This window comes from Pseudomonas persica (assembly GCF_900291015.1).
In the GTDB taxonomy this organism is placed as follows: Bacteria; Pseudomonadota; Gammaproteobacteria; order Pseudomonadales; family Pseudomonadaceae; genus Aquipseudomonas.
The window spans coordinates 1-234 of sequence record NZ_OLKL01000393.1; the positions used below are offsets into that span (position 1 = coordinate 1).

A 234-nucleotide genomic window follows, 5' to 3' on the forward strand; every position below is an offset into this window, starting at 1 on the left:
GCTCAGCAGCACGCCGGTGATTATCGGCGTCTTACGGGCGATGCTCAGAGACTTGGTACGGCGTAACAAGTAATCGGAGAAGAAGCCCGAAGAGACGGCGCCAATCAAACCGCACAAGGCTGGGATCGATGCCACGAGGCCAGCCTGCAAGATGTCGAAGCCTCGCTCCTTCACGAGGTAGATCGGGAACCATGTTACGTAGAACCAGGTGACCGCACTGACACAGTACTGGCT

1 pseudogene is annotated in these 234 nt (G+C 57.3%); it reads right to left on the reverse strand.

The window, feature by feature from the left end:
- A pseudogene (locus FQ664_RS27655) lies at positions 1 to 234 on the reverse strand (MFS transporter); the annotation flags it as partial.